Below are 20,877 nucleotides of genomic sequence, written 5' to 3'. Positions count from 1 at the left end.
CATATATGAAAAAAAATCATAAAAGGGGCAGAATAGCATGGCTACATTAGCGCAATATATTGCTTTCCATACACTTATCGATACAGGGAATTTTACAGAAACAGGCTTAAAGCTCAATCTCACACAGTCTTCAATTAGTCATACGATTAGTAATTTAGAGGCAGAATTAGGGCTTTCTCTAATTATTCGAAACCGCAATAATATTGTTTTAACGAGTGAGGGGAGAATTGTTTACGAACACATATCCAAAATATTGCAGCAACAACAACAGCTTGAAACCTCTGTGGCAAATTTAAAAAATCTCATTGGGGGTACATTATCGGTTGGTATTCTACCAAGTGTTTCATTGGTCTTATTACCAAAGGTTTTAGCGTATTTCGAACAGCATCATCCAGACTTACAAATTCGTTTGATGGAGGGAGATTATGATCAAATCGAGGACTGGCTTCACAATGGTGTTGTGGATATTGGTTTTTTAGTGCAGCCAAGTTCTAAACATCTTGTATTCGATGCGATTTTTAATGATGAGCTTGTTTGCATTATGGCACAGGATCATCCATTGGCGAATGAAGACAGGCTCTCTCTAGAGCAATTGCAGGATGAGCGCTGGATTATGCCTAAACGTACAATTGATCGAGATGTATCAAGGATTTTGGCTAAACATAAAATTCATCCCAATGTGGTCTATGAATTATCGGTTGACCAAGTCATTTTGACGATGGTCAATGAAAATTTAGGTATTTCAATTGTGCCGAATTCCCTTTTGCTACATGCGCCAAGTAACCTGATTAGAAAAAAATTTTATCAAGCATATATTAGACAGGTTGGAATTGCACATAAACACAGTATTCTTCTTTCTCCAGGAGCTTTAAAGTTTGTAGAAATATCGAAATACTTTGCCTCCTTTTTACAAAATTAGTTATTGACAATTAAAAAAACCCGAACTATTATCTGATAAAACCAATTGGGATTGTTTAGATTAATCATATGGAGGACTTTGGGTATATGCATACAATTGTTTATGTTGAAATATTTATCTATTTACTCGCTATGTTAGGAGTAGGTATTTACTTCAGTAAAAAAGATTTATCACATAATGACTACTTTCTAGGGGGAAATAAACTACCGGGCTGGGCATTAGCCTTTTCTGAGCGTGCTACGGGTGAATCCGCCTATATGTTTTTAGGGGCAATTGGCTTTATTTATGTGGCTGGGCTGTCTGGTATTTGGATTTTATCTGGCATGCTTTTAGGCGTTGTTGCATCATGGCTATTTTTATCAAAACGCTTTATGACAGAGCAACAAAAATATAAAGTGAATAGCCTAACAGATTATATTGCCGTTAAATTTCCAAAGCACGCAGATATAATTCGTTGGTTAGCTTCTGCAGTAATGGTGTTATTCTTTGTTTGTTATTTAGCAGCTCAATTTTCAGGAATGGGTAAAACAATTTATTCATTCTCAGGACTTAACATTACATGGGGTACAATTATTATTGGTGCAATAATAATTGCCTATTCATGTATGGGAGGATTTATGTCTGTTGTTTGGACAGATACAATCCAAAGTTTTTTAATGCTGATCTCGTTCGTTATTGTACCAATTGCAGCTTATATGGAAATTCAACATCAGGGTTTAAGCATTTCAACAGAGCTTGCACAAATGGGCAATGGGGCGGATAGTTGGGTTGGAGGCTTAAATGGTCTTGCCTTAGGGGCGATGCTATTTACAAATCTATCATGGTTCTTTGGCTGGCTAGGGGGGCAACCTCAATTGAGCTCTCGCTTTATGGCTATTACGACTGAAAAAGAGCGAATTACTGGCCGTAATATGGCAATTATTTGGACATTAATTGTCTATGTGGGTGCCTTTCTATCTGCTATTTTTGCGTCCACTTTGTATAAACAAGGCTCTATTGAGGATCCTGAAATGATATTGCCGCATATGGTGTTTGAAATTTTACCACCTTGGGTTGCAGGAATTATTGTGGCTGGTATTTTAGCAGCTATTATGTCAACGGCATCGTCTCAATTGTTAGTCATCACAACATCGATAAGTGAGGACATAATTCATAAAACATTACGTTGGAATATTTCTAGCAAAAAATTAGTTCACCTTTCGCGTCTAGTGGCTGTTATTAGTGGGATTGTGGGGATTATCATTTCACTTAAATCAGGTTCTGTGATTTATAGCTTAGTATCCTTTGCATGGGCAGGGATTGGCAATACGTTTTCGGTTGTAATCCTTTTAATCTTTTTCTGGAAACGTGTTTCAGGCATTGGGGTCATTGCGACAATTATTGTCGGCTTTATTAGTGCGATTGCATGGTCCCTGTCACCTATGGAGGCTGTTGTGTCAGCCAAGGCAGCGACATTCTTTATTTGCTTAATTGTTGGAGTAGTCGTGTCTTTAGTATGTCCTGATAAAAATGAAAATGGTCTAAAAGATATTTTAAAATAATAATTTAACTCCTCTTTTGAAGATATACTTCTCAAAAGAGGAGTTTTCTTTTTATGCTTATGACTATATTGAAATATGATAGAAGGGAGAGCAACCACTCTAACAGGAAATTACATAATGCGTGGACCTTTTTGGTTATCATGGTTTATGCAAAAATGAAGCAAGGGGGTTAGGAAGTGTTTAGTGATTTTAAGCTTATGGATGAACGACCAATTTATGTACAATTGAAGGATTATGTTCAAGACATGATTGTCAAGGGGCATCTGTTGGAACATCAAAAGCTTCCATCTACCCGTGAACTTAGTAAGCTATTAGCGGTCAGTAGGAATACGGTGCTGAATGCATATGCCGAATTAGAGCTAGATGGCATCATTTATGCAGTGAAAGGAAAAGGGCATTTTATCGGAAAGGTTACTACATTGAAAACTTCTTCTATTGAAATAGATTGGAAGCAAAGGCTGAATGAAACCACTTTATTAGCAGATGAAATCGATTTAATACGGCAAGATATACACTGGAAAAAAGGCATGATTTCGTTTACGAGTATTGCCCCAGAAGAAAAGCTTTTTGATGTTGAAAATTTCAAAAGGGCGTTTCTCACAAGAATGTCGATTGAAGGAGATATTGTCTTGAACTATGGCTATGCCAAGGGATATAAGCCTTTAATTGACCATCTTCTTAGCTATATGGAGATGAAAGGTGTAGACATCTCTAATAAAGATATTTTAATTACAAATGGTTTTACAGAAGGTCTCGATATTTTATTGACCTCTTTAGCTAAAAAATCAGGGCGTGTACTATGTGAAAATCCTACACATCACGCAGCATTGAAGCTTTTCCGTTTGCATGGGCTAGACATACATGGCATCGATATGCAAGATGACGGGATTGACATGGAACAGGTGGAAAAAACGTTAGCAGATAAGGATTTCGATTTTGCCTATCTTATCCCGTCCTATCATAATCCAACAGGAATTGTCACTTCCTCCGAGAAAAGGAGTGCTATTTTTCAGCTTTTTTCAAAATATCAAATACCCATTGTAGAAGATGGTTTTAATGAGGAATTAAGGTATTCAAGCTCTCATTTGGCACCACTAATCGCTTTTAGTGGTACAGGTAATAACATTGTCTATATTGGTAGCTTTTCTAAAATTCTTTTCCCTGGCTTACGTGTTGGCTGGATTTTAGCAGATAAGGAGTTAATTGATAGCTTGGAAAGTATGAAAAGAGCGCGAACAATTCATACATCAACACTGGATCAGGCAGTGTTATATCAATATTTACAGGCTGGTTACTTTGAAAAATATTTAAAGAAAGCAAGATTTGTTTACAAGAAAAAATATGAGCTTGCCCGTCATGCCTGTATGCAATACATTCCCTTTAGTAGGATAACAGGGGATGGGGGGCTTCATCTCTTTATAGAGCTAGAAGAGGCAGTAGATGCACGTTTGTTGCTGGAGAAGTGCTATGCCAAGGGCGTAGTATTTTATCCAGGCGATGTATTTTATACAAATGGGAGAGGTAGTAATACATTTCGTTTAGGTTTTTCTCGTTTAGCAGATGACGATATTGTTCGAGGTATTCAAATCATTGGTGATACATTGAAAAACGTTATGGGGAGTTGAAAAAATGAAGGTTGGCGTAATTATGGGTGGTACTTCCTCTGAAAAGCAGGTTTCCATCATGACAGGTAAGGAAATGGTCACTCAATTAGATAAGCGAAAATACGAAGTTGTAGCCATTACATTAGATGACAACAAAGAGGTAATTGACAAGGTGCGTGACATTGATGTGGCTTTATTAGCACTTCACGGTAAGTTCGGGGAGGATGGTACGATTCAGGGAGTGCTGGAAACATTGGGTATTCCTTATACAGGAAGCGGTCTTCTAGCAAGTAGTTTGTGCATGGATAAAAATATGGCTAAAAAAATTCTTCGATATGAAGGTGTCGCAACACCAGATTGGGTGCATCTCATAAAGGGGGATGAGCTGCCCTTACAGGATATAGAGCTTATGGGTTATCCACTTGTAGTTAAGCCGAATGCTGGTGGCTCTAGTGTGGGTGTTCAAATTGTTCATGATCGGAGTGCCTTATTGGCTGCTGTTACAGAAGTATTAAATTGGGATAGCGAAATCATTATTGAGCAATATTTGATTGGCGACGAAATTACATGCCCAATACTCAATGAACAGCTATTGCCAGTGCTGTCAATCAAACATACAGCAGTATTTTTTGACTACCAGGCAAAATATGACGATGCTTCTACAGTAGAGGAGCCTGTGGAACTGCCCCTTGCGATTCATGACCGAGTGGCAAAAGCAGCGATGATTAGTTACAAGTCTTTAAAGTGCAGTGTTTATGCAAGAGTAGATATGTTAATTAAGGATGGTGTTCCTTATGTGTTGGAGGTTAATACATTGCCTGGCATGACGCAAAATAGCCTCCTACCAAAAAGTGCCCTTGCTGCGGGGATCAGCTATTCAGCACTATTAGACAGTATTATTGAAAGCTCCTTACAGATTGATAGAAATAGGTAAATCGAAAAACAAAACCACCAATAGAATTTTTGTGAAAGGTGAAAATGGATATCCGTTGCAAGCTACTTCTACTGTTAGTATGAAAGATAAGGAAAAGACACTTTTGCACATAGTTGATTGGAGAGGAGCCAGCGTCACAGATGAGACCCTGGAGTGAACGTAAGTGAGTGAGGCGGCTCATCGGACGCCCCATGGAAAGGACGCTGGTGAAAAGGAAATCCCCCTTCGCTTTGCCAAAAGATCTTTTGTTGCTAGTAACATGAATCTTTTTTCAACAACATAAAACACCTTTTGTTGTTACTTACAAAAGGTGTTATTGACTGTTTATGATTTTGCTAATTCAATAAAGCCTTCTCCGAAAACATCCCTTACATCATGAATGGCAATAAAGGCGTCCTTGTCGACTTCTTTGACAATTTTTTTGAGCTTAACAACTTCTTGCTTACTGATAACAATATACAGGATTTCCTTTTGTTCCTTTGTGTAATAACCATGACCTGATAGCACAGTTACCCCACGATTCATATAAGCAGTTACCTGTCCAGCAATGTCTTCTGGCTTCTTAGAGATAATGGTAACTGCCTTTTTAGGGTTAACTCCTTCAATAACAAACTCCATTACCTTAGTACCAACATATAGCATAACAATTGTTAGCATTAATGCCTCTGCACCAATGATAAAATAGGATGAAAAAGCAACAATTAAATCGAAGAATAAAAGTCCATAGCTAATACTCCATCCAAGATATTTGTTAGTGATTCTCGCTAAAATGGTAGAACCTGCTGTTGTACCACCAACTCTGATAATCAAGCCAATACCGACTCCTGCAAATACGCCACCAAAAATTGTATTGACGATAATCTCATCTGAAGAAATAGACCACGTTTCTGTTAAATGTAAAAATAAAGAGTGGAATGAGACCGCAATGATTGTATAAATTGTTGTTTGTCTATTTAAAAATTTATAACCCACGATAAGTAAAGCTGCATTCATAACAAAACTAACAATACTTGGCGACCATCCGAACAGATAATAAGCAATAATCGTTAAGCCTGTTACGCCACCTTCACCTAAATCATTTGGAATAACAAATAAGTTAACTGCTAGGGCAAAAAGCAGTGATCCAAGCATAATCATTAAAATATCGATAACGTATTTCTTCATTCACATAACACCACCAAATCAAATTTTATTTTTCTTAAATTCCATACTATATCAGGTTTTCACCAAATGATATACTTTTTGGAATGTTCATTTGTGATATATCGACAGTAATTAGTGTGTCTTTAGAGAGAACTTTCGAAACTTGACATAACGGAGGATCATTTCGGGAGGTAGCAATATGGAAAAGGAAGCGTACTTCATTCCATGCAGTTTGCTGGCACTGATTTACAAAAGAAAATTACCACACTTAGTGGTGGTGAGGCCATACGCCTTCTGCTTATTTTAAGTGAAAAGGTGCGATTCCATTAGGAGAATCGCACCTTTTTTAGTGAATTTTTATTAGAAAGGAAGGTTAATGGAAAATTTCGGCGAAGGTGTAGATAGACAATATGAAAAAAGGATGATGAACGATGATAAATACGGATGTGACAACGAAACTAAAAATCAATCAACCAGCCCATAAAGTATTTGAAGCCATTATTTCCCCTACTGAAATCGGGCATTATTGGTTTTCTAGCAGTTCCGAAAGATGGGGGGAAGGTAAAAGAATCACGCTTAAATATGAGGAGTATGGTGCAGAGGGTGTGATCACCGTCCTTGAAATGGAGATGGATAAAAAAATTGTGTTTGTTTGGGGAGAAGAGCATGGTGAAGTGACGATGGTAACCATCACACTTGAAGAATCACAAAGTGAAACAATTATTACTGTTGTAGAATCAGGGTTAAATGCACATGATCCAGAAATTGTGGCAAAAATGATGGGCCAAAAAGAGGGTTGGGTCTATACATTAACATGCCTTAAAGGATATTTAGAAAATGGGGCTAGCAATTTAAGAGCTTCTCTAATTCATTAAGAAGGTATATCAACGATCGTTATCATCGAGCAATTGGCAGCTGAAATAGTTTGTACAGCGAGAAAAACGTTTCTGGATCTTTTTAAAAATGGTGAACGATATTATTACTGCATCGTTGTGCACCACTGGAGAAGGGCGTGCTCCGTGCGTTTCAGCTTGGTCATGGGAAGCGCCAGAACGAACAGGCTGCTAAACAGACTAACTGTGACATATCTGAGAGGGCATCCCTTATCTAATGGTCTTATGCAGATTCCCCTTATTATTGCTATGGAGAAGATCATTTTTCGAATGTTCGGCAGTGTTTTAATAAGCGCCCTTCCATCTCTACCATTAAGATGAAGAAGGACTATTCGAGGTGAATCAAGCAAGGGATTCTGTATTAGAAGTGATGCCGCCAGAAGGATTAAATAACCAGTCGTCTACAGTATTACAGCAATGGTTGTTAGAAGCAGCTGAATGATGGAGGGATGAATATGAAAAAGTTGTATTGGATGATTGGCGGTGTTTTGGTTTGTATAGGTTTTGTAGGTAGCATTATTTTTTGGAAGTTTCAAAAAGAAATCAAGAAGAATGATCCTGAATATATCGTGCAATTTATCAAGGAACATAAAGAGGATGAAAATATTTCCGTAGCCATTCACTATAATCAACAACATTGGGTGGAGCTAAACACCAAGGAGCAGCTACCATTAGCAAGTACGGTTAAAATAATCGTAGCCATCGCCTATGCTCAACAAGCAGCGGATGGCCGTATTAATCCTCAAGAGCAAGTCGATCTCAAGGAGTTAGAGGCATTTTACATTCCTAAAACAGATGGCGGCGCACATAAAGCATGGTTGGCGCAGTTAAACCTTCAGGGTGCAGATAGTGTACCTTTAAGTGAAGTAGCAAATGGCATGATTGCCTATAGCTCCAATGCAAATACGGAATATTTAATGCATGTATTAGACTTTCAAATAATTAATGATGTGCTTACACAGTTAAATGTAGAGGATCATGAACCTTTGTATCCAATTGTAAGTGCACTTTATATTCCCATTCACTTGATGGAGGAAAAAAATTTAACGAAAAAAGCAACATTAACTGCTTTACGAAAAATGGATATGGTTGAATATCGTGAGCGTGCATTGGCTATTCATTCGAATTGGATAGAACATCCTTTGACAATTGAGGAGAAAATAAAAGCTCAAAAAATGCTTAATATGGATTTTCAAAAGATATGGTCTGATCGTTTAATAAGGGCCACAACAAATGATTACATCTCTATATTAAAAAAATTGAATGATAAAAATTTCTTTAGTCCAGAGGTACATAAATATTTAGATCCTGTGTTGGAGCAATTAATGCAGAATCCTAGAAATCAAGCATGGTTAAAACATGCTGGTCAAAAGGGAGGGTCGACTGCATTTGTGTTAACACTAGCAGCCTATGCGGAAGATAAAGATGGAAATCAAACAGAGATAGCCTTTTTCGCTAACAACTTAAATACAATGGAGCAGATTAAGCTCTCAAATAGTATGAATAGTTTTCAATTGAAATTTCTTACAGATAATACATTTCGTAAGCGTTTGAAAGAGGAATTTTCCGAGTTGTGAGTGTCCTTAGATAAGACAGCTCATACTATTGACTACGCTCCTCAATCAGTTTTTTTAAGAAATTCTGAGAAAGAAGAGGCCCATTCATAGATCATGTCATTCATTAAGTAGTTAAGACGATGGATAGAGAGAATACCATGACCGTGTCCAGAAAACTATTTAATCGCAGTAGTGCCTGCAAGCTTTTCTGCTAATGTAGCATACAGGATGCCTATCTCCAGTCTATATATAAATATTACTCAATTAAGTCAAACTACATGTGAGTACCTTCTTTCATTCAACTGCATACTATAGCGTTATCATGCATGAGAGGATTGAGATAAATGTACCACCCTTATTACGGTAATTATCAATCGTATCATTACGGCTATCAACCTGTTTATTGGGCTTATCCAAATCAGGTAGAACAAGCACCAAGAAGTAATACCCAGAATGATTTTGGACCAAGACCATTTGTTATCGACATTGAAGAGGCTACAAAGCGCAATAAAAATTATCGTACAGCACTGTGGACAGGGTCAAACTTACAAGTAACGGTGATGAGTCTTAATGTCGGAGAAGATATTGGTTTAGAAGTACACCCACATGTGGACCAATTCATTTGTATTGAAGAGGGGCATGGATTAACGCAAATGGGGCCAACTAGAGATTATTTAAACTATCAGAGACATGTCGCAGAAGATACGGCTATTATGGTACCAGCAGGAACATGGCATAATGTTACGAATACAGGGGATAAACCACTGAAGCTTTACACAATTTATGCGCCACCAAATCATCCATTTGGGACTGTTCATGTAACAAAGGCTGATGCTATGGCTGAAGAAGCGGGTTATGGACAGCATGACTAAGAGATCTTAAAAGCGTGTTTTCATACAAAACATGCTTTTTTCTTTAACTATGATAGAATGTGTTTTAATTGCAGATAATAAAGGTCCTGAATGAAGGGTGATGAATGATGAAGTATTCAAAAGCAACAAATTATGCTTTACATACAATGGTATTTTTAACACTCAATCCTAAAGGGAAATCAATGAGTGTAGAGGCTTTAGCAGAAATGCAAAAATTATCACCAACCTATCTTTCCAAAATATTAACTAAGCTTGTGAAGGCAGGTTTAATTGAGTCGAATCCAGGTGTCAACGGTGGTTATCGTATTTCTAGGCGCTCCCAAGAAATATCGTTTTTAGATGTGATATGTGCGATTGAGGGACAAACCTCATTATTTAGTTGTTCCTCTGAACATGATGATTCCTTCCATCATCAAGGCTGTCTCATTGAACAAGTGATGGTGGATGCTGAAAATAATATGAAAGAAGAGCTTAGTAAGAAATTTATTGTAGATATAGCTAATAAAATTTAATTAAAAGGAAGCATGCTGAATAAGAAGCTAGGGGTTCTCCCCTAGCTTCTTATTATGTTAATTGCATGAGTGCGCCAAAATATTGCTGTGCTGTCGTGAAGCAAATAAATGCTAGTAGCTCACTAATCTCTGCTTCTGTTAAATAGTCTTTTAATACAGCTGTGATATTTGGGGCAGTGTGCCCTTTGGTAGCCAGGAATGCTTCTGCAAAACCTGTACATACTGCTGTTTTCTCATCATAGTCCTGAGGATTGGGCTTGCCTTTAGCCTGACAATACTGACATCCGTTTTTTTGAGCTAATGTTTTTCGAACTTCTTCTTTTAATGGAGCAGATAGATGCCCCTCTTTTTCTAGTACGTCCCCTAACTGCTGCCAGTGAAGCTGAATTCCCTCGTTGTAGCCTAATAATTGTTGAAAGGGTGTTAAGCCCTTGTTATGTAATTGAATAAGTGTCATCAGTCATTCCTCCTTCTATTAATAGTGTAAAATGTTAATAACGAGGTTAACATAGTAATTCGAAGGAAAATACGATGTTTTTCTTTCAAAAAGAAGGGATATCTACACGATGGATTTCATTAATGAAATGATACTAAAAGAATTAAAGGCAGATAGTCGAATTTCTATGAGCGAGCTAGGAAGAAGGGTTCACTTATCTGCACCAGCAGTTCGTGAAAGAATAAGACAATTAGAGGAACAGAAGGTCATTAAGAGATACACGTTGGCTATTAATAAAAAAGCATTGGGTTATCCAATTGAAGCGATTGTTGAGGCGACAATCAAAAATAACCGCTATGCAGACTTTAAAGAACATCTGAAGGTTTATACAAATATAGACTTCTGTTATCGCATTTCAGGTGAGTCATGTTTTTTATTAAAGGGGCATTTTCAATCTTTTCCTGATGTAGAGCAGTTTATTGATGCATTACAGCCATATGCACATACAAAAACTAATTTTATTTTTTCAGATATATGTGAGGACGTTTAGATGAAAGGAGATATGTATGGAAATCAAATTATTTGAAGAAGAAATTGATGATTTAGTTCATTTATTAACGCAAAATAGATGGTTGTATCACACGAATTCCTACTTAAAAGAAGAGGCTATTCGAGCTGCATATGCCGAAGGATACTATCAGAACAATCGTGAAACACATTGGATACTTGAAGATGGAGATAGAGTTGGAGTTATTTTTATTCATGATATAAACGATACGATCCCTCTTTTTGATATCCGTTTAGATGCAAATTATCGAGGCAAAGGATATGGTGTCAAAGCACTTCATTGGCTACAAGAATATCTGTTTGCCGAAAGAAAGAAAATTCGTATTGAAGGCTACACAAGAGTTGATAATATAGGAATGCGAAAATGCTTTAGTAAAGCTGGCTTTGTGAAGGAAGGGTATTTAAGAAATGCTTGGGAAAATGGGGATGGTACCGTGACAGATAGTATTGTCTATGGTGCCATTAAAGATGATTGGGTAGTAGGGAAGTCGACACCAATAAAAATAGATGAAGTCCCATTTTAAAGTATTTGAGAGGAGTTACAGCATGGAAAAAGATGTATTAAATGCCTTAAGAAAATCATGGTCCATTCAATCAAGTTCTAAATGGAGTGTGGACAACCCTGCAAAAGGACAATGTGGCGTCACTTCATTAGTTGTGCAGGATATTCTTGGAGGAGAAATTAGAAAGACATTTCTTGAGGAAGGCTGGCACTTTTATAATGTCATTAATGGAGAACGAAAGGATTTCACGGAGGAACAATTTCCATGCCTAATCGACTACCAAGACATTGATTCAAATAGAGAAGAGGCTTTTCAAGATACTAATGACGGTCAATATTGTTATTTAAAATCACAAGTTTATATGCATTTAGGAAAGGCAGAGAATTAATTTTCTCTGCCTTTTTAAATTTAAAAACAAAGTTGTTGACGTTTATAAAAATTTCGTGCTATTATTATCTCGAATTCAAGATAAATAAATTCAAGATAAACGAATTCGAACCTTTAGCTTCGTCAGGAGGTATAATTATGGGGTTTTTTAATAAATTCTTTCGTACAAAAAAAGAGGAGGAACAAACAATGGCAGAATTAAATATCGGTATTATTATTGGATCAACTCGTGAGGGTCGTGTAAGCCCTCAAGTAGCACAGTGGGTAAAGGAAATTGCAGATCAACGCGGAGATGCCAATTATACAGTGATTGATATTGCTGATTATAAATTACCATTATTGGGTGAGCCAGGACAGGATGCTTCAGGAGCACAAGGTTGGTCAGAAATTATTGCTAAACAAGATGGTTTTGTATTCATCGTACAAGAATACAATCACTCTATCACAGGGGCATTAAAAAATGCACTAGACTACTTACGTGTTGAATGGAATAACAAAGCAGCTGGAATCGTATCTTATGGTTCTGTTGGTGGTGCTCGTGCAGCAGAACATTTACGCGGAATTATGGGAGAGCTTTTAATCGCAGATGTGCGTGTTCACCCAGCACTATCATTATTCACAGATTTTGAAAATGGCACAGAATTTAAACCAAAAGAAGTACAAATAGATTCAGTAAACCAAATGTTAGACCAATTGATCCCGTGGTCTAAAGCGTTATATACAATTCGCTAATCTTATACAGATTGAGGTAGGGATAAATTGGGCACAGTATAGGTGAGAAAAAAGTCATGAAAGGGCTTGTTAACATGAAAAAACATACAGCAGGTATACACCATATCACAGCGATCGTAGGACATCCGCAAGAGAATATTGATTTTTATGCAGGAGTATTAGGCTTACGTTTAGTAAAGCAAACAGTAAACTTTGATGATCCGGGCACATATCATTTATATTTCGGTGACAAAGGTGGAAAACCAGGAACAATTATCACCTTCTTCCCATGGGCTAATGCTTATCAAGGACGTATTGGTGATGGTCAGGTTGGCGTTACAACGTATGTTGTACCAGAAGGGGCACTGCCATTTTGGGTTAATCGCTTAGCGAAATTCTCAATTCCTTTTCAAAAAGCTGAACGTTTTGGTGAGCAAGTCATTCAATTTGATGATCCGCATGGTTTGCATATTGAACTCGTTGCACGTACGGAAGGTGAAGTAAACGAATGGTCATTTGGTGAAGTAACACCTGAGGTTGCTATCAAAGGATTTGGTGGAGCTACACTATTCTCAAGTCACCCTGAAGAAACTGCCAAAGTTTTAACAGAAGTAATGGGTCTTGAAAAGGTAGCGACGAAAGGTGACTATACGCGTTTTACTTCTAGCGCAGAGATCGGCAATACAGTGGATTTAAAAACAGTTGCAGGTCAACGTGGCCAAATGGGTGTAGGAACTGTGCATCATATTGCGTGGAGAGCCCAAGATAATACAGATCATTTAGAATGGCAAGAGTATGTGATGAATCATGGACAACATGTAACAGAAGTAAAAGATCGTAATTATTTTAATGCGATTTATTTCCGTGAACCTGGCGAAATCTTATTTGAAATCGCTACAGATCCTCCTGGATTTGCTCATGACGAGACACCAGAGACAATGGGTAGCCAATTAATGTTGCCCCCTCAATACGAGCAGCATCGTGAACAATTAGAGAGAACATTAATTCCGATTAAAGTACGTGAGCTTGATTAAGCAGGCTTGCAGGATCAAACTAAGCTAAAGTTGGCGAGATTTTTGAGATAGAACGTCCACAATATATTTTCAATTAATGCGAAAATGTTGATAGCCAACATTTTCGCATTTTTTATTATTAGAAGGCGAAGTGCTAATCAAAAATGGAGTGCGCGTGCCATGGCATCTAAATAATTCTGAATAGCCTGCTGACTTACTTTTGCTTCCGGCACAAAGACATCAAAACAATGGTAACTGCCAGGGTAAAGATGGAATTCAACATCAATTCCTGCCTGTGCAAGACGTGTTACATAATCAATGGTTTCATCGAGAAATAAATCAAGTTGGCCAATACATATATAGGCTGGCGGTAATCCTGTTAAGTTTTCAGCTCTTGCAGGGACCGCATACGGAGAAAGTGCATTGATGTCCTTCTCCTCTCCTAAGTACAAACGCCAAGCAGTCAAATTATTTGTTCTACTCCATGTTGCATGATCATCAATAACCTCATATGTTGAATATTGAAATCTTAAAACAATGGCTTTCCTTCTAGAGCCATTTCAGCTTCCCAATTGGCGACTTCTTCACGTACACGGGGGGCAACTTCTGTTCCAAGTAGTTCTATAGCTTGCATGACTTGATCATGTGGCATGGTACTTAAAGGAACGTATAGCATAAACCGTGTAATTCCTACGTGTTTACGAAGATGAATAATTTTTTCAGCAACTGTATCTGGATCACCAACATATAATGCTCCTTCAAAGCTTCTTGCAGCATCATAACTAGAACGATCATAATAAGGCCAGCCTCTTTCCTTGCCTAATTTATTCATACCAGCCATTGTTGATGGGAAAAATGTGTCTGCTGCCCATTCCGTATTCGGTCCAACAAAACCTATTGAATGAGAACCTATCTGAAGTTTTGATAAATCATGACCCGCATGAAGCGCTGCCTTTTTATATAACTGTACAATCGGTGCAAATTGCATTGGGCTGCCACCAATAATTGCTAGCATCAGGGGTAATCCTAATAGGCCAGCACGCATAGCAGATTGTTGATTTCCTCCGCTAGCCACCCAGATTGGGAGAGACTGTTGAACCGGTCGAGGATACACACCTAAATGATTGATTGCTGGTCGATGTTTACCTTCCCAAACTACTTTCTCAGACTGACGAATGTTAATTAGTAAATCTAAATGTTCCTCAAATAATTCATCATAATCATGTAAATCGTAGCCAAATAGGGGGAAGGATTCGATAAAGGAACCACGACCTGCCATGATCTCTGCACGTCCATTTGATAGTCCATCCAATGTGGCAAAATCCTGAAAGACACGTACAGGATCAGCTGAAGAAAGGACAGTTACTGCACTTGCGAGTCGAATGTTTTTCGTTTGCGAAGCAGCAGCAGATAGTACCATTGCGGGAGAGGATGCGGCATAATCTTCTCGATGATGCTCGCCAATGCCAAAGACATCCAATCCCACTTGATCTGCAAGAATGATTTCTTCTACTACTTCACGTAAACGCTGTGCATGACTAATTACTTCACCACTGTGAACGTCTGGTTTTGTTTCTACGAAAGAAGTAATTCCTATTTCCATTTGTTATCTCTCCAATTCTAATTTTTATTTAGTAAATCGTTTAGTTGTTGCCCAAAACAGAAGAGCAATTGTACTAATAGAGGCTCCGAGTAAGCAAACCCCTCCCCAACCAAAATGTGCATACATCTGAGTTGAAGCGATTGAACCGCTAGCACTACCAATAGAGTAGAACACCATATAGCCTGCGGTCAGTCGACTTCGTGCTTCTGTACGTAATGGAAGAATCATCGTCTGATTGGTGACATGTACTGCCTGCACTGCCAAGTCAAGTAACACAATGCCTATAATTAATGCCAAGAACGAACTATCTAAATAGTTAATAAATATCCAGGAGATAAGTAAAAGCGTTAAAGCAATGCCTGTCGTTCTTTGTCCATAGCCTTGGTCAGCAATTTTTCCCGCTTGTGCAGCAGCTAATGCACCTGCTACACCTACAAGACCAAAAGCGCCAATTACAGTGTGTGATAGAGCCAATGGTGGTGAACTAAGTGGCAGAACAAGTGGTGTCCACAAAATACTGAAATCAGCGAAAATTAGCATGGCTAAAATTGAGCGGATGCGTAATGTTCGCTCTCGAATAAACAGCGTGAACACGGATTGAATTAGCTGAGAATAGGTTAGTGATTTTACTTCACGCTCACTCCTTGGTAACACTTTTAAAAACATACCAACCATTAGAAGCATGAAAGCGGCGGAGACTAGATAGACAGAACGCCACCCTGCAAGATCAGTTACTAACCCAGCAAAGGTACGAGCAAGTAGTATGCCAATGACAATGCCACTTGTAACAATGCCTACGACACGACCACGTTCTGTAGAGGAAGCCATAGTTGCAGCGAACGCAACAAGGGTTTGAGTCACGACTGCAAGTAGACCAACTAAGGCCATACCTGCAAATAGCACTTCAACATAGGAGGCAGTACCGACTATAAGCAAAGCCACTGTGGATAATAGCATTTGTCCAATAATCAAGCGTCGTTGGTTTAGTAAATCTCCAAGTGGTACTAGAAGAAGTAAGCCTAGCCCATAGAAAATTTGTGTGATAGTAATAATCAAACCAATAATTGATTGATCAATAGCAAAATCATTCGATAATTCATCTAGCAGCGGCTGAGCAAAATAAATATTAGCAACAGACATTCCGCAGGCTGTTGCGAACAATAATGTTACAGCTCGAGACATAGGAAACTGCTGATGTATATTAAGTACAGCATTTGTATTCTTCACATAGCATTCTCCTTTCTTTATCGAATAATGATTATAACATACCGTTAGGTACAATATAATTATTGGTAAATATAGCTTAAGGTTATTGGATATGTCAATCTAAATTTAGGAATACATAATCCGATTAATTTGAAAGATTAAATAAAATGGACAATAAAAACATCTGATTATAGAAAAATTACATACTGTTTGGTATTATAAAGAGTAATGATTAATTTAATATTTCTTCATAATGGTGGTGTATCTTTAATGGCAAGAACTCGTGAATTTGATGAGGCAAAAGTGTTAGAGGCAGCAATGCAGTTATTTTGGGAGAAGGGATATGAAGCGACTTCTTTAAGTGATCTTACTGCTAGAATGGGGATTCAGCGTCCTAGTATTTATTCAACGTTTGGGGATAAAAAGGAGCTATTTGAAGCGGCACTTCGTAGATATACGACATCTCGCGCATCCGAAATACGGACTAAACTCCAAAGTTACGCCTCTGTAAAACAGGCATTTTCTATATTTTTTGAAGAAGTAATTACTGCTGAATATACAAAAGATCTTAGCAATGGGTGCTTTTGTATCAATACAATGGTTGAATTAGCTCCACATGATGAGAAGTTCGAGATTTTGACGAGAGAGCATCAACTCTATCTGTCAGTAATTTTTCAGGAGACAATTGAACGGGGAATTCAATCAGGAGAATTAGAGGCGAACACGGATGCAAAGTCTTTAGCGCAAGCATTAATTGTTGCGTTAATAGGTTTAACAGTTATGCTGAAATCGCAGCCACAACGCTCATTTGTTGACAATGCCATTGCAACGACGCTGACATTACTTAAATAACTATTGAAAGTATAGAATTGAGAGTCTATGTAACCCTTTAAAATAATATTTTAAAGGGTTTTTTTGAGCTTTTCTAGTTAGAGAAGTAAAAGATTAATAAAACAGATTGATTTATGATGACACACAAATTATTCTAATAAAAAGGAATTATGATAATAATCTAATCATTGACTATATTTTGAAAATTATATAATATACTAATTACTATTAAAAATGTATAAAAATGATAGAAAACATCAATTAGTGAAAGTGGAGTGGTTATTATGGCGAATTTTCTACGAACAAAGTCAATCGAGCAGGCCAATAAAATAACTCAAGTAGAACGCTTTAAACTTAAAAGAGAACTAGGATCATGGCAGTTAATGCTATATGTTTTGGGGGCTACAATAGGGGCAGGGATATTCGTATTGCCTGGAACGACTGCTGCTTTACATGCGGGACCAGGGGTAATTGTTTCTTTCCTCATTGGTGGACTGGTCACAATTGCTGTTGGACTAGCTTATGTTGAATTTGCAGCAATGGCCCCAGTCGCCGGAAGCGCTTATACCTATTCTTATATTGCATTAGGGGAAATTATTGCATGGATGATCGGCTGGGATTTATTATTGGAATTTACCGTAATTGCTAGTACAGTGGCTGTTGGCTGGAGCGGTTACGTAGATTCATTTTTACAATCTATCGGTATCCATTTACCAGGAGCTCTAACAAAAGATATTGCACATGGTGGAATCGTAAATCTACCTGCAGTCATAGGGTGGCTAATCGTAGCTTGGATTGCGTTAAGTGGTATTAAAAATGTTGGTCGTTCAAATACATTATTTACCATTGCGAAGGTTGGAGCAATTATCTTATTTCTTGTTATAGGAACTTTCCATGTAAATCCTGTAAACTGGACGCCATTTACACCATTTGGTTGGTCGGGTGTCATGGCAGGAGCAGCATTAGTATTTTTTGCTTTTACAGGTTTTGATGGGGTAACAACTGTACTAGAAGAAGTAAAAAATCCACAGAAAACAATACCAAAAGCATTAATTGGCGGACTAAGTGTATTAACACTGATTTATGCTCTTGTTGCAGCAATTTTGACAGGGATTGTACCATTCCCTGATTTAGATGTTCCCAACCCAACTGTGTTTGCATTACAGTCTGTAGGAATTCAATGGGGAGGTGCAATCATTGCAGTAGCAGTTATATTTGGGTTACTTGCAACAATGATTGCAAATACCACAAGTGCTACACGTGTTCTATTTGCGATGAGCCGTGATGGACTTCTCCCTGAGAGAATTGCCCAAACTAATAAAAAGACTGGTGTACCTGTATTATCAATTGTCATTGTTGTATTGACAGGTATTATGTTATCAGGGTTTTTATCTATCGGTGAATTAGCGGAATTTGCTAACATTGGAGGTCTAACAGCATTTGCTTTAACGACAGTTAGTGTAATTGTTCTTCGCTACACAAGGCCAGAACAACCACGCGCATTTAAAGTGCCAGCAATCTGGCTTGTGGGAATTGTTGGCGTTGGGGGTTCATTAGCGCTAATCTTTAGTCTTCCACTATTTACAATTTTGCGCTTCTTCATTTGGTTGTTTATAGGCTTAGTTGTTTACTTATTGTATGGCTATAAACATGCTAAAATAAGCTTTACTGATAAAAAGTAATAATAATATGTGATCCCCTTTAGAGCCATCTAGAGGGGTATTTTCTATAAAGAAACCACATATTTCTATAACATTCTACATATTATGAGTTTATAATTCCTTACAAGCCCATGCGTCAATCTCAACCTTTAATGCAGGTGTAGCAAGAGCAACGACATACATTAATGTTGTGCATGGAAGATGTTCCCCCAAGAAGTCATTGATAATTTCCTTTCGTCGATTAGCATCCATATCCCCCACTAAATAAAATACGAGCTTTGTAATATCCTGAATTTCCATATCGGCACTAGCTAGATTTTTTTTAATATTTTCAAGTGCTATCTTCAATTGTCCTATTGCATCTTCAGGTATAGATCCATCGGTCATCATGCCAATCTGTCCAGATAACGTTAACGATCTCTGAGGTCCTGTCACCTCAATTTGATGAACATAAGGAGCAACGGGTGGATGAATGTTCTGAGGATTTCTCGCGATTTTCATAGAATCAGTCCTGTCTCTATTTTATTTATATCTCTAATCAAAATAGCATAAAGTAATAGTTGATAAAAGTTCTATACAAATACCATTATAAATGAACATACAAATTGGATATGCTGGATTAAAGGGTTATAATAGATTTATAGAATTTTGGCTAATACGCTGATAAAGCTTTCACAAAGGATAAAAGTATCGACTTTTTAATTTGACAAGACATACAATTCACTTCACCCCCGCCTTAGGTTTTATAGAGACACTTCTAAAAGAAACATACATTTCGTCTTATTTTGAAGGTAGATGGCTATACTCATTAAATGAGAGGGAAATTTTTACATAAGAATGATGCGTATTGTTATAAATCAATTTTATAGTGTAGCCCTAGGTAGCAGAGGCAGCGAGGCCGTTTTGTAGAAGGAGTGAATAAATGAATAATTTCTTTCGGAGTAATGGATTTAAGCGTTTTATTATTCTAGTTGGGATTGCTCTTGCATTATATTTAATGCGTAGTATGATCAATCTAATTTTACTTACGTTTATTATTACTTATTTGATGAACCAGCTCACGACAAAGACAACGAAAAGCATAAGAAAATACACGCCAATGAATGAAAAAGCTGTGACGGTAACGTTATACCTTTTACTTGTTGCAGGTATTGTCGCAGTCATTTACAAGTATTTACCAATTGTAACCCAGCAAATTACGCAGCTTTTCGACCTCATTGCAAGTTTTAATCTCGATCCAGATGACAATGAGATTGCGAGATACTTAGCACCAACTTTTGAGAAGATAGAGCTCGGGAAATATTTAGAGCAAGGTGTGGATTTAACTCTTAAAAATATTACGAATATTGGTAAAATCATTATGCAAATTTTGATTTCGCTAATATTGAGTTTATTCATCTTGTTAGAGAAGAATCGTATTATTGAGTTTACAGCCAAGTTCAAGGATAGTAAAATTGGGCCGCTTTATGATGAGCTTCATTACTTCTCAAGAATCTTCATCCGCTCTTTTGGCAAAGTAATTGAGGCCCAATTTATTATTGCTGCTGTTAACTGTGTATTATCCGTAATTGCCCTTTCCATTATGGGCTTCCCACATTTGATTGCACTTGGAATTATGCTCTTTATTTTAGGCTTAGTTCCAGTCGCAGGAGTTATTATTTCGTTAATACCATTAAGCATTATCGCATATAGCATTGGTGGCTTGATGTACATCATCTACATTTTAGTCATTGTCATGGTTTTACACGCCATTGAAGCATACTTCTTAAACCCAAAGCTTATGTCCGCAAAAACAGATTTACCGATTTTCTATACGTTTATGGTCATTCTCTTCTCGGAGCATTTCCTTGGTGTATGGGGACTAATCATAGGTATTCCACTATTTATGTTTATGCTTGATATTCTAGGTGTAACCTCCTCGGAAGACCCTACGAAGAAATCGGTGAAAGTACCAACTGAAAAACAAATGGAATAGTTCTAACAAA

General features: G+C 37.5%; 21 protein-coding genes and 1 pseudogene. 16 read left to right on the top strand and 6 right to left on the bottom strand.

The genetic code is table 11. The features are described 5' to 3' along the window. Positions 1-37: 37 nt before the first annotated feature. The 4 genes from MKZ14_RS21385 to MKZ14_RS21370 all read left to right on the top strand — a co-directional run bounded on the left by MKZ14_RS21385 (position 38) and on the right by MKZ14_RS21370 (position 4,998). Entirely contained in the window at positions 38-919 is an 882-nt protein-coding gene (locus MKZ14_RS21385) for a LysR family transcriptional regulator (RefSeq protein ID WP_036079681.1), read from the top strand. A gap of 86 nt (positions 920-1,005) precedes the next feature. After that, the gene (locus MKZ14_RS21380; RefSeq protein ID WP_339280453.1) at positions 1,006-2,460 is read left to right on the top strand and encodes a sodium/proline symporter; all 1,455 of its coding nucleotides are present in this window, start codon (positions 1,006-1,008) and stop codon (positions 2,458-2,460) included. A gap of 176 nt (positions 2,461-2,636) precedes the next feature. Further along, complete coding sequence (locus tag MKZ14_RS21375; protein WP_339280452.1) at positions 2,637-4,085, top strand: PLP-dependent aminotransferase family protein; 1,449 nt, start codon at positions 2,637-2,639, stop codon at positions 4,083-4,085. A 4-nt stretch (positions 4,086-4,089) separates the two neighbouring features. Further along, positions 4,090-4,998, top strand: coding sequence for a D-alanine--D-alanine ligase (locus MKZ14_RS21370; protein ID WP_339280451.1), 909 nt, complete (start codon positions 4,090-4,092; stop codon positions 4,996-4,998). 324 nt (positions 4,999-5,322) lie between these two features. On the opposite strand, the gene MKZ14_RS21365 is transcribed toward MKZ14_RS21370, so the two are convergent. Beyond that, a complete protein-coding gene (locus tag MKZ14_RS21365) occupies positions 5,323-6,162 on the bottom strand; it encodes a YitT family protein (RefSeq protein ID WP_036079667.1) in 840 nt (279 codons plus the stop codon). Between the two features lie 410 nt (positions 6,163-6,572). On the opposite strand from MKZ14_RS21365, the gene MKZ14_RS21360 reads away from it, so the two are divergent. The 4 genes from MKZ14_RS21360 to MKZ14_RS21345 all read left to right on the top strand — a co-directional run bounded on the left by MKZ14_RS21360 (position 6,573) and on the right by MKZ14_RS21345 (position 9,974). Next, positions 6,573-7,016, top strand: a complete 444-nt coding sequence (locus MKZ14_RS21360; RefSeq protein ID WP_016992784.1) for an SRPBCC family protein — start codon at positions 6,573-6,575, stop codon at positions 7,014-7,016. A gap of 473 nt (positions 7,017-7,489) precedes the next feature. Next, positions 7,490-8,611 (top strand): serine hydrolase, encoded by a 1,122-nt coding sequence (locus tag MKZ14_RS21355; RefSeq protein ID WP_339280450.1) that lies wholly within the window; start codon positions 7,490-7,492, stop codon positions 8,609-8,611. 323 nt (positions 8,612-8,934) lie between these two features. Then, complete coding sequence (locus MKZ14_RS21350; protein WP_016993436.1) at positions 8,935-9,462, top strand: cupin domain-containing protein; 528 nt, start codon at positions 8,935-8,937, stop codon at positions 9,460-9,462. A 107-nt stretch (positions 9,463-9,569) separates the two neighbouring features. Then, positions 9,570-9,974 (top strand): Rrf2 family transcriptional regulator, encoded by a 405-nt coding sequence (locus MKZ14_RS21345; protein WP_026023431.1) that lies wholly within the window; start codon positions 9,570-9,572, stop codon positions 9,972-9,974. 52 nt (positions 9,975-10,026) lie between these two features. Here the strand turns inward: MKZ14_RS21345 and MKZ14_RS21340 are convergent, their stop codons facing one another. Beyond that, positions 10,027-10,431, bottom strand: a complete 405-nt coding sequence (locus MKZ14_RS21340; protein WP_036079658.1) for a carboxymuconolactone decarboxylase family protein — start codon at positions 10,429-10,431, stop codon at positions 10,027-10,029. 109 nt (positions 10,432-10,540) lie between these two features. Between MKZ14_RS21340 and MKZ14_RS21335 the strand changes: the two genes are divergently transcribed. The 5 genes from MKZ14_RS21335 (at position 10,541) to MKZ14_RS21315 (ending at position 13,612) form a co-directional block, all read left to right on the top strand. After that, positions 10,541-10,960: an Lrp/AsnC family transcriptional regulator gene (locus MKZ14_RS21335; RefSeq protein ID WP_016993434.1), complete on the top strand. Its 420-nt coding sequence runs from the start codon at positions 10,541-10,543 to the stop codon at positions 10,958-10,960. 16 nt (positions 10,961-10,976) lie between these two features. Then, a complete protein-coding gene (locus MKZ14_RS21330) occupies positions 10,977-11,501 on the top strand; it encodes a GNAT family protein (RefSeq protein ID WP_339280449.1) in 525 nt (174 codons plus the stop codon). Positions 11,502-11,523: 22 nt separating this feature from the next. Further along, positions 11,524-11,868, top strand: coding sequence for a hypothetical protein (locus tag MKZ14_RS21325; protein WP_258858902.1), 345 nt, complete (start codon positions 11,524-11,526; stop codon positions 11,866-11,868). A 137-nt stretch (positions 11,869-12,005) separates the two neighbouring features. After that, positions 12,006-12,599 (top strand): NADPH-dependent FMN reductase, encoded by a 594-nt coding sequence (locus MKZ14_RS21320; RefSeq protein ID WP_016993431.1) that lies wholly within the window; start codon positions 12,006-12,008, stop codon positions 12,597-12,599. Between the two features lie 74 nt (positions 12,600-12,673). Then, positions 12,674-13,612 carry a ring-cleaving dioxygenase gene (locus MKZ14_RS21315; protein WP_339280448.1) on the top strand — a complete coding sequence of 313 codons (939 nt, stop codon included), beginning with the start codon at positions 12,674-12,676 and terminating at the stop codon, positions 13,610-13,612. A gap of 137 nt (positions 13,613-13,749) precedes the next feature. On the opposite strand, the pseudogene MKZ14_RS21310 reads toward MKZ14_RS21315, so the two are convergent. From MKZ14_RS21310 to MKZ14_RS21300, 3 genes and pseudogenes are all read right to left on the bottom strand, one after another. Beyond that, positions 13,750-14,109: pseudogene (locus MKZ14_RS21310) on the bottom strand (alpha/beta hydrolase fold domain-containing protein); the annotation flags it as partial. A gap of 11 nt (positions 14,110-14,120) precedes the next feature. Then, the gene (locus tag MKZ14_RS21305; RefSeq protein ID WP_339280447.1) at positions 14,121-15,194 is read right to left on the bottom strand and encodes an LLM class flavin-dependent oxidoreductase; all 1,074 of its coding nucleotides are present in this window, start codon (positions 15,192-15,194) and stop codon (positions 14,121-14,123) included. Positions 15,195-15,218: 24 nt separating this feature from the next. After that, complete coding sequence (locus MKZ14_RS21300; protein WP_339281024.1) at positions 15,219-16,376, bottom strand: MFS transporter; 1,158 nt, start codon at positions 16,374-16,376, stop codon at positions 15,219-15,221. 294 nt (positions 16,377-16,670) lie between these two features. Between MKZ14_RS21300 and MKZ14_RS21295 the strand changes: the two genes are divergently transcribed. Beyond that, the gene (locus MKZ14_RS21295; protein WP_036079645.1) at positions 16,671-17,252 is read left to right on the top strand and encodes a TetR/AcrR family transcriptional regulator; all 582 of its coding nucleotides are present in this window, start codon (positions 16,671-16,673) and stop codon (positions 17,250-17,252) included. A 263-nt stretch (positions 17,253-17,515) separates the two neighbouring features. Then, on the top strand, positions 17,516-18,913 hold the full coding sequence (locus tag MKZ14_RS21290; RefSeq protein ID WP_339280446.1) for an amino acid permease: 1,398 nt from the start codon (positions 17,516-17,518) through the stop codon (positions 18,911-18,913). 90 nt (positions 18,914-19,003) lie between these two features. Here the strand turns inward: MKZ14_RS21290 and MKZ14_RS21285 are convergent, their stop codons facing one another. After that, positions 19,004-19,393 (bottom strand): RidA family protein, encoded by a 390-nt coding sequence (locus MKZ14_RS21285; protein WP_036079641.1) that lies wholly within the window; start codon positions 19,391-19,393, stop codon positions 19,004-19,006. Between the two features lie 421 nt (positions 19,394-19,814). Here MKZ14_RS21285 and MKZ14_RS21280 point away from each other — a divergent pair, with 421 nt between their 5' ends. Further along, on the top strand, positions 19,815-20,867 hold the full coding sequence (locus tag MKZ14_RS21280) for an AI-2E family transporter (protein WP_339280445.1): 1,053 nt from the start codon (positions 19,815-19,817) through the stop codon (positions 20,865-20,867). Positions 20,868-20,877 lie beyond the last annotated feature (10 nt).

It is taken from the genome of Lysinibacillus sp. FSL P2-0066 (assembly GCF_037969495.1).
In the GTDB taxonomy this organism is placed as follows: Bacteria; Bacillota; Bacilli; order Bacillales_A; family Planococcaceae; genus Lysinibacillus; species Lysinibacillus boronitolerans.
Note: the sequence above shows the minus strand (reverse complement) of the source record. Positions and strands in the feature narration are given on the sequence as shown.